This is a genomic window from Mesorhizobium intechi, from assembly GCF_002879535.1.
Lineage (GTDB): Bacteria > Pseudomonadota > Alphaproteobacteria > Rhizobiales > Rhizobiaceae > Mesorhizobium > Mesorhizobium intechi.
Genome location: NZ_PNOT02000212.1, coordinates 1 through 7,090 on the forward strand (window position 1 = coordinate 1; position 7,090 = coordinate 7,090).

Genomic DNA, 7,090 nt, shown 5'->3' on the forward strand with positions numbered 1-7,090 from the left:
TATAGCCCCAGCGCGCCGGCGATCTTCGGCGCGGCTTCGTGCCAGTCCTGGACGACGATGACATCGTCCGGGACCGGGGGCAGGAACGCACGCAACGAATTGTCGGCCATCAGGTGGAAAAGGCTGGCGTCGGTGACCGATACCCGCACCGATGCCAGATTGTGCGGCTGATCGTCGACGAAGGCCACCGGCCGGCCGCTCTTGCCGCGCAGCCTGGCCACTGCCGGTCCCTTGGCCATTTCGGTGGTGAGCAGCGGATAGTTCAGACCCAAGGCATCGAGATGCGCGCGGCGCACGGCACGATGCCGGTGCGGCATGGCGGTCAGCAGTATGATTTCCGCGCGGTCGCCAAGCCTTGCCAAGCTTTCCGCTGCGCCGCCGGTTATGCTTTGCCAATCGGCCTGCGCGTCGAAGAAATCGCCCAGAAGTGCAGTGACTTCCGGCTGTTCGATCAGCCTGCCGCTGGCCGTTTCGGCAATGTTGCCGGTCAGCCGGAAGGATGCCAGCGTCAGCCCATAGCCGCGCGACTTCAAGAAATGCGGGAAGGGGCGGATGAATTCGAGGACGACGTCATCGACGTCGAGCACCAGCAGGGGCCGGTCGTCCGCTGACAGTTCCTCGATCTGGCGCGCGGTCTCGGGATCGTCGCTCATATGGAGCGCTCGTGGTTGTCGTCGCCGAGCGGCAGCGCGCGCAACGCCTTGCCGACGGCGGCCGGCGGCGTGCCGGTTTCCTCGGCAAAGCGCATCAGGGTCGGCTCATGGGCAAGTATGAACTGCAGCACGCCGGCCAAGAAGCCTGGCTCACCGGCGGCCTTGCGGATCGAATGCGCCTCTATTCCGGTGATCGCCAGAAAGCGCGGCAACAGGTCCGGATCGGAGGCGACGAAGCCCAGCGCCTTCACGGCAATGGTTTCCGCCTCTTCGCGCATTGACGCCGCGTTTGCCATCACTACCTTCGGTACGTGGACTGAGTCTCTTCCGCAGTAATGGCAAGAGTTGGTTGCGGCAAGCCTTTACAGCGCCGCGCGCCGTTTGGACACGCAGCGAGGCGAGGTGGAATTCGCGCTGCTTTGCAGCCCGGAGGTTTCCGTTTCGTCAATCATATTGCCGTATAGTGAAGCAGGGTTTGGTGCGTTCAACCGGGAGCGCATGACGGCCACCTTCGAGCGGAAGGACGGCCGGGACGGGATGTCGATGCCTAAGAAGGTCATGATCGTCGAGGACAATGAGCTCAACATGAAGCTCTTTCGGGACCTCATCGAAGCGAGCGGCTACGAAACAGTGCGCACCCGCAATGGTCTGGAGGCGCTCGACCTGGCACGTCAACACCGGCCGGATCTCATCCTGATGGACATCCAACTGCCCGAAGTGTCGGGGCTGGAAGTGACCAAATGGCTGAAGGAAGATGACGATCTGCACGTCATCCCTGTCATAGCCGTGACCGCCTTCGCCATGAAAGGCGACGAGGAGCGCATCCGCCAGGGCGGCTGCGAGGCCTATATCTCGAAGCCGATCTCGGTGCCGCGTTTCATCGAAACCATCAAATCTTACCTGGGCGATGCCTGATGTCCCTTTCCAGCCGAGCCGGAGCCTTGTGAAATGACCGCGCGGATCCTCGTCGTCGACGACATCCCTGCCAATGTGAGGCTGCTGGAGGTCCGGCTGCTGGCCGAATATTTCGAGGTGCTGACCGCCACCAACGGGCCTGACGCCATCGAGACCTGCGAGAACGGCAAGGTCGATGTCGTGCTGCTCGACGTGATGATGCCCGACATGGACGGGTTCGAGGTCTGTCGCCGGCTAAAGAGCGACCCCGCGACATCGCATATTCCGGTGGTGATGATCACCGCGCTCGACCAGGTTTCCGACCGCGTGCGCGGGCTCGAGGCCGGCGCCGACGATTTCCTGACCAAGCCGGTCAACGACCTGCAACTGATGACGCGCGTCAAGAGCCTGGTCCGGTTGAAGTCTCTCACCGACGAGCTCAGGCTGCGCGCCTCGACAACGCGCAACATCGGCATCGAAGAGCTGCTCGGGCGCAATTTCGCGTCCGAAGACACGACGCCGAAGGTGCTATTGATCGACGAGCGCAAATCGTCTGTCGAGCGCATCCAGAAAATGCTGCGCGACCGCGCCGACCTCGATGTCATCGGCGACCCGCATGCCGGGTTCTTTCAAGCCGCCGAGACGTCCTATGAATGCGTGATGATCTCGACGGCCTTCGCCGATTTCGACCCGTTGCGGCTCTGCTCGCAATTGCGCTCGCTCGACCGAACCCGTTTTGTGCCGATCATCCTTTTGGCGGAGGAAGGCGAGGAGGACCGTATCATCCGCGGCCTCGAACTCGGCATCAACGACTATCTGATGCGGCCGATCGACCAGCAGGAACTGACGGCGCGGCTGCGCACCCAGGTGCGCCGTAAGCGCTACAACGACCAATTGCGCGCCAGTGTCACCCAGACCATCGAGATGGCGGTGACCGACGGCCTGACAGGGCTGCACAACCGCCGCTATCTCGACAGCCATCTGCAGACGCTGTTCGACCGCGCCGTGGCGCGGCGCCGGCCGCTGTCGGTGATGATCACCGATCTCGACCGTTTCAAGTCGATCAATGATGCGTATGGCCATGATGGCGGCGACGATGTGCTGCGCGAATTCGCGCGGCGGCTGCGCAAGAACGTCAGGGGTATCGACCTTGCCTGCCGATTCGGCGGCGAGGAGTTCGTCGTGGTGATGCCCGACACCGATGGCGCCGTCGCCGAAAAAGTGGCCGAACGCATCCGCGCCGAAATCGCCCAGAAGCCGTTCGCCATTGGCGCCGACGGCAAGACGATCGAGGTCACGGTCAGCGTCGGCGTGTCGTCGGTGCTGAAGGGCGTGGATACGGTGGCGGCGCTGATGAAGCGCGCCGATCTCGCGCTCTATGAAGCCAAGAGCGCCGGCCGCAACCGCGTCGTGGCCAAGGCGGCGTAAGCATCCGCGACCGATTCCGTGGTCAATCCAACAAGGTTAGCTATTTACCTTAATCCAAGCGATTCGCGAGCCTTGGTTAAGAAACTGTTGATTTTCAAAAGCTCTTGCGCAAATGTGAAGGCCAAGACGAAGCCGGCACGAGGGTAGACAACCGGCTCGATCCCTAGAAATACCCCATGATGCTCAGGTCCGCCGCATCTCCTGGGTCCGTGGGGTCGGCCGGCCGGCGCTGGCACATAGTGGCCTCCTCGTACCGCTGCCAAACGCCGACCGGCCCCCTTCCTCCAAACACAACATCAGACCATCGTGCCAAGGCACGAAGGACTCTGATTTTTTGCCTGTGGGCAATCCGGGCTTCCGTCCTCGATCCACGGCCGTCGGCCGACCAAAGCGATCCGTGCGGGAGAGTGCCCCTTCCATTTCATACATATGGCGCACAAGGGCCTTGCGGCAAGACCCGGCTCCTCTCGTAAAAACCACGCGGATCAGGCGCGAAAACGGAGTGGCGATCAATGATTACAGAGCACGCGGTGGCGATCGCCGGGGGCGGTCCGACAGGATTGATGCTGGCGGGGGAACTCGCTTTGGCGGGTATCGACGTTGCCATTGTCGAGCGGCGCCCGGACCAGCAGCTGATCGGGTTGCGCGCCGGCGGCCTGCACGCACGCACCATCGAAATTCTCGATCAACGTGGAATCGCCGACCGGTTTCTCGCGCAGGGGCAGAGCTTCCCGACCGTCGGCTTCCACATGATCCGTTTGGATATCAGCGACTTTCCCAGCCGGCACAGCTACCTGCTGGCGCTGCGGCAGAACCACATAGAGCGGATACTGGCCGACTGGATCGACGAGTTGGGGGTGCCGAGCTATCGCGGACAGGAGGTCACTGGTTTCGCGCAGGAGGATGGCGGCGTCGACGTGGAGCTGTCCGGAGGCCAACGGTTGCGGGCACAATACCTCGTCGGCTGCGACGGCGGGCGCAGCACGATCCGCAAGGCGGCGGGAATCGAGTTTCCGGGATGGGATCCGACGATGAGCTGGATGATCGCCGAGGTCGAAATATCTGAGGAGCCGGCATTGGGCTTTCGCAGCGACGCCCACGGAATTCATGCGATAGGCAAGATCGAAGACAGCGACCGGGTGGGCGTCGTGCTGACCGAGAGACAATTGACCATCGGCGGCGAACCGACGCTGCACGATCTCCGTGCGGCGCTTGTCGCTGTCTATGGCACCGACTACGGGGTCCACAGTCCGACCTGGATCTCCCGCTTTACCGACATGACGCGGCAGGCCGCCGCCTACCGCGACAGACGTGTCCTGCTGGCCGGGGACGCCGCGCACATCCATCCTCCGATGGGCGGGCAGGGGCTCAATATCGGCGTGCAGGACGCGGTCAATCTGGGGTGGAAGCTGGCCCAGGTGGTCAAGCGGACCTCACCGGAAAGCCTTCTCGACAGTTATCACGCCGAGCGTCATCCGATCGCCGCTCGCGTCCTGCGCAATGCGAAGGCACAGGTTGCGCTTCGCCGCATGGATGCCAGCACCAAGGCATTGAACAACGTCTTTACCGAACTGCTTGGCATGGATGAGCCGCGCAAACAGATCGCTGCGGAGATGTCCGGTCTGGGTATCCATTACGATCTCGGCGCGGGGCATCCACTGCTTGGGCGGCGAATGCCCGACCTCGACCTGGCCACCGCCAGCGGTCCAGTGCGGATCTTCAGTCTGCTGCATGACGCCCGCCCGGTGCTTCTCAACCTCGCTGGCCCGGGCACACTGGACATTGCGCCCTGGGCAGATCGGATCCGGCAGATCGAGGCTGGATATGACGGTCCCTGGGAACTGCCGGTTGTCGGGATGGTCGCCGCGCCCGCCGCCGTGCTGATCAGGCCCGATGGCTATGTGGCGTGGGTTGGGATTGGAACCCAAGAGGGGCTGGCTGAGGCGCTAACCAGCTGGTTCGGGCCGCCCCTCAGATAGTGGATAGATGGAGCCGGCCCACGCGATGCCTTGAAACGCATCGCGTGGCGGCGTGCGACACCGCAAAATTCGACAGTTCTCCTGACAATCGATTGACAGGAGGTTCCATCTATGCAGAAATTGGTAGGACCATTGGACCACTTGATGGCTTTAGAGGAGGAATTGTGGACCAGAACAGCCTGCCACCCATTCAGACGACGGCGCGCGATGACGCCGTGCTGAAGGCGTTGGTGGGTTTTGTTCGCGCAGAGGCCCTGCAGCCCGGCGACCGGCTTCCGACCGAACGCATCCTGGCCGAGCGGCTGAAGGTCAGCCGCAACACGGTGCGCGAAGCGCTGACGCGGTGGGAGGGGCTTGGCCTGGTCGAGCGCCGGCAAGGCAGCGGCACCTATCTCAAGGCGGCTGTTTCGCCCGACATGCTGCACATGCCGCTGACGCTGGCAGGCGGCAACGACTTCACCAGCCTGATGCATACGCTTGAAATTCGCCGCGCGCTGGAAGCGGAGGCGGCGGCCCTTTGCGCCGAACGCGCGAGCCCCGCGGACATTGCCGAGATCATGCGCAAGCTCGACATCATGGAGCAGGCCTTCCGCACCCGCGACGGCATGTCGTCGGAAGAGGACTGGGAGTTCCACCAGGCGATCTACCGGGTCTCCGGCAATCCGCTGTTCGAGCAGATCATCGCCGCCATGCACGAACTGTTCCATCGCTTCTGGGAGCATCCGCTGGGCGTGCGCGATTTCGGCCACGCCAGCTTTCCCTATCACCGAGCCATCTACGAATGCATTGCCGCACGCGACCCGCAAGGCGCCCGCGCCGAGGCGCTCAAGCTGATCGCCACCGTCGAGGATGATCTCAAGCGCGGTGCCGCCAAACTCAAACTTCCGAGCCAGACATGAACGAGCATCCGACCGGCTTCGACCATGATTATCTCGCCGAGGCGGCAACGCTTCTGGCGCATGACGAGCCGTTTCCGGGCGGCGCGGTGGTGCCGCCGATCTACCAGACGTCGCTGTTCACCTTCGCCAGCTACGCCGAAATGGCCGATACTTTTGCCGGCAAACGAAAGCAGCCGATCTATTCGCGCGGCGACAATCCGACGGTGATGGAGTTCGAAGCGCGCGTCGCCGCGCTCGAGGGCGCCGAGGCCGCGCGCGGCTTCTCCAGCGGCATGGCGGCGATCAGCGCCACCGTGCTTGCCTTCGTTGGTGCGGGCGAGCGCATCGTCGCCGTGCGCAACTGCTATGGCGATGCCTACCGGCTGTTCGAACGGCTTTTGCCGCGGCTCGGCATCAAGGTCGACTATGTCGACGGTTCCGATCCCGATGCGGTGGCGGCGGCACTTCCGGGCGCCAAGCTGCTCTACCTGGAAAGCCCGACCTCGATGATGTTCGAGCTGCAGGACCTGCCGCATTTGACCCGGCTGGCGAAAGAGCAGGGCATCGTCACCACGATCGACAATTCCTGGGCAACGCCGGTGTTCCAGAAGCCGATCTCGCATGGCGTCGACCTGGTGCTGCATTCGGCCTCGAAATATCTCGGCGGCCACAGCGACACGGTCGCCGGCGTGGTGGCAGGCTCGGCCGCCCATATCAAGCATATCAACGAGCAGACCTATTCCTATCTCGGCGGCAAGCTGTCGCCATTCGAGGCCTGGCTGCTGCTGCGCGGCCTGCGCACGCTGCCGCTGCGCCTGCCGCACCACATGAGGAGCGGCCTCACCATCGCCGAACGGCTGAAGGCGCATGCCCATGTCGAGCGCGTCAACCATCCCGCCTATTCGAACCATCCGGGCAAGGCGACGCTGGCCGGCTATGCCGGCCTGTTCTCCTTCGAGGTGACGGACGATATCGACATCCCGGTCTTCGTCGACGCGCTGAAATATTTCCGCATCGGCGTCAGCTGGGGCGGGCATGAAAGCCTGGTCGTGCCGGCCAAGGCGTCGCTGGAGCAGACGCCGGGACTGAATTCGATGGCGCGCTTCGGCGTCAGCCCCCGAACCATCCGCTTCAATGTCGGATTGGAAAGTGTCGAAGACCTCTGGGCCGACGTCGCCCAGGCCTTCGAGAAAGCCAGAAAATAACAAGCGGGTTCAAAATGGGAGTCTTGAACATGAAGAAACTGACCGTCATGCTT

At 63.2% G+C, this 7,090-nt stretch carries 7 protein-coding genes; 5 read left to right on the forward strand and 2 right to left on the reverse strand.

Annotation, left to right across the window (positions count from 1 at the left end; genetic code table 11):
* Together C1D09_RS17860 and C1D09_RS17865 are read right to left on the reverse strand one after the other, a co-directional pair.
* On the reverse strand, nucleotides 1-653 hold a 653-nt coding region (locus tag C1D09_RS17860; RefSeq protein ID WP_143975562.1), incomplete at its 3' end, for a hypothetical protein.
* Nucleotides 650-949, reverse strand: a complete 300-nt coding sequence (locus C1D09_RS17865; protein ID WP_143975563.1) for a DUF3572 domain-containing protein — start codon at nucleotides 947-949, stop codon at nucleotides 650-652. The genes C1D09_RS17860 and C1D09_RS17865, both read right to left, overlap by 4 nt.
* A gap of 247 nt (nucleotides 950-1,196) precedes the next feature.
* Between C1D09_RS17865 and C1D09_RS17870 the strand changes: the two genes are divergently transcribed.
* From C1D09_RS17870 to C1D09_RS17895, 5 genes are all read left to right on the forward strand, one after another.
* Complete coding sequence (locus tag C1D09_RS17870) at nucleotides 1,197-1,568, forward strand: response regulator (RefSeq protein WP_006334976.1); 372 nt, start codon at nucleotides 1,197-1,199, stop codon at nucleotides 1,566-1,568.
* A gap of 33 nt (nucleotides 1,569-1,601) precedes the next feature.
* Nucleotides 1,602-2,975, forward strand: a complete 1,374-nt coding sequence (locus tag C1D09_RS17875) for a PleD family two-component system response regulator (protein WP_143975564.1) — start codon at nucleotides 1,602-1,604, stop codon at nucleotides 2,973-2,975.
* A 512-nt stretch (nucleotides 2,976-3,487) separates the two neighbouring features.
* Entirely contained in the window at nucleotides 3,488-4,954 is a 1,467-nt protein-coding gene (locus C1D09_RS17885) for an FAD-dependent monooxygenase (protein ID WP_143975565.1), read from the forward strand.
* A gap of 164 nt (nucleotides 4,955-5,118) precedes the next feature.
* A complete protein-coding gene (locus tag C1D09_RS17890; RefSeq protein ID WP_143975566.1) occupies nucleotides 5,119-5,853 on the forward strand; it encodes a FadR/GntR family transcriptional regulator in 735 nt (244 codons plus the stop codon).
* On the forward strand, nucleotides 5,850-7,037 hold the full coding sequence (locus C1D09_RS17895; protein ID WP_143975567.1) for a PLP-dependent transferase: 1,188 nt from the start codon (nucleotides 5,850-5,852) through the stop codon (nucleotides 7,035-7,037). Before C1D09_RS17890 ends, C1D09_RS17895 begins: the two co-directional genes overlap by 4 nt.
* Nucleotides 7,038-7,090: the final 53 nt, after the last annotated feature.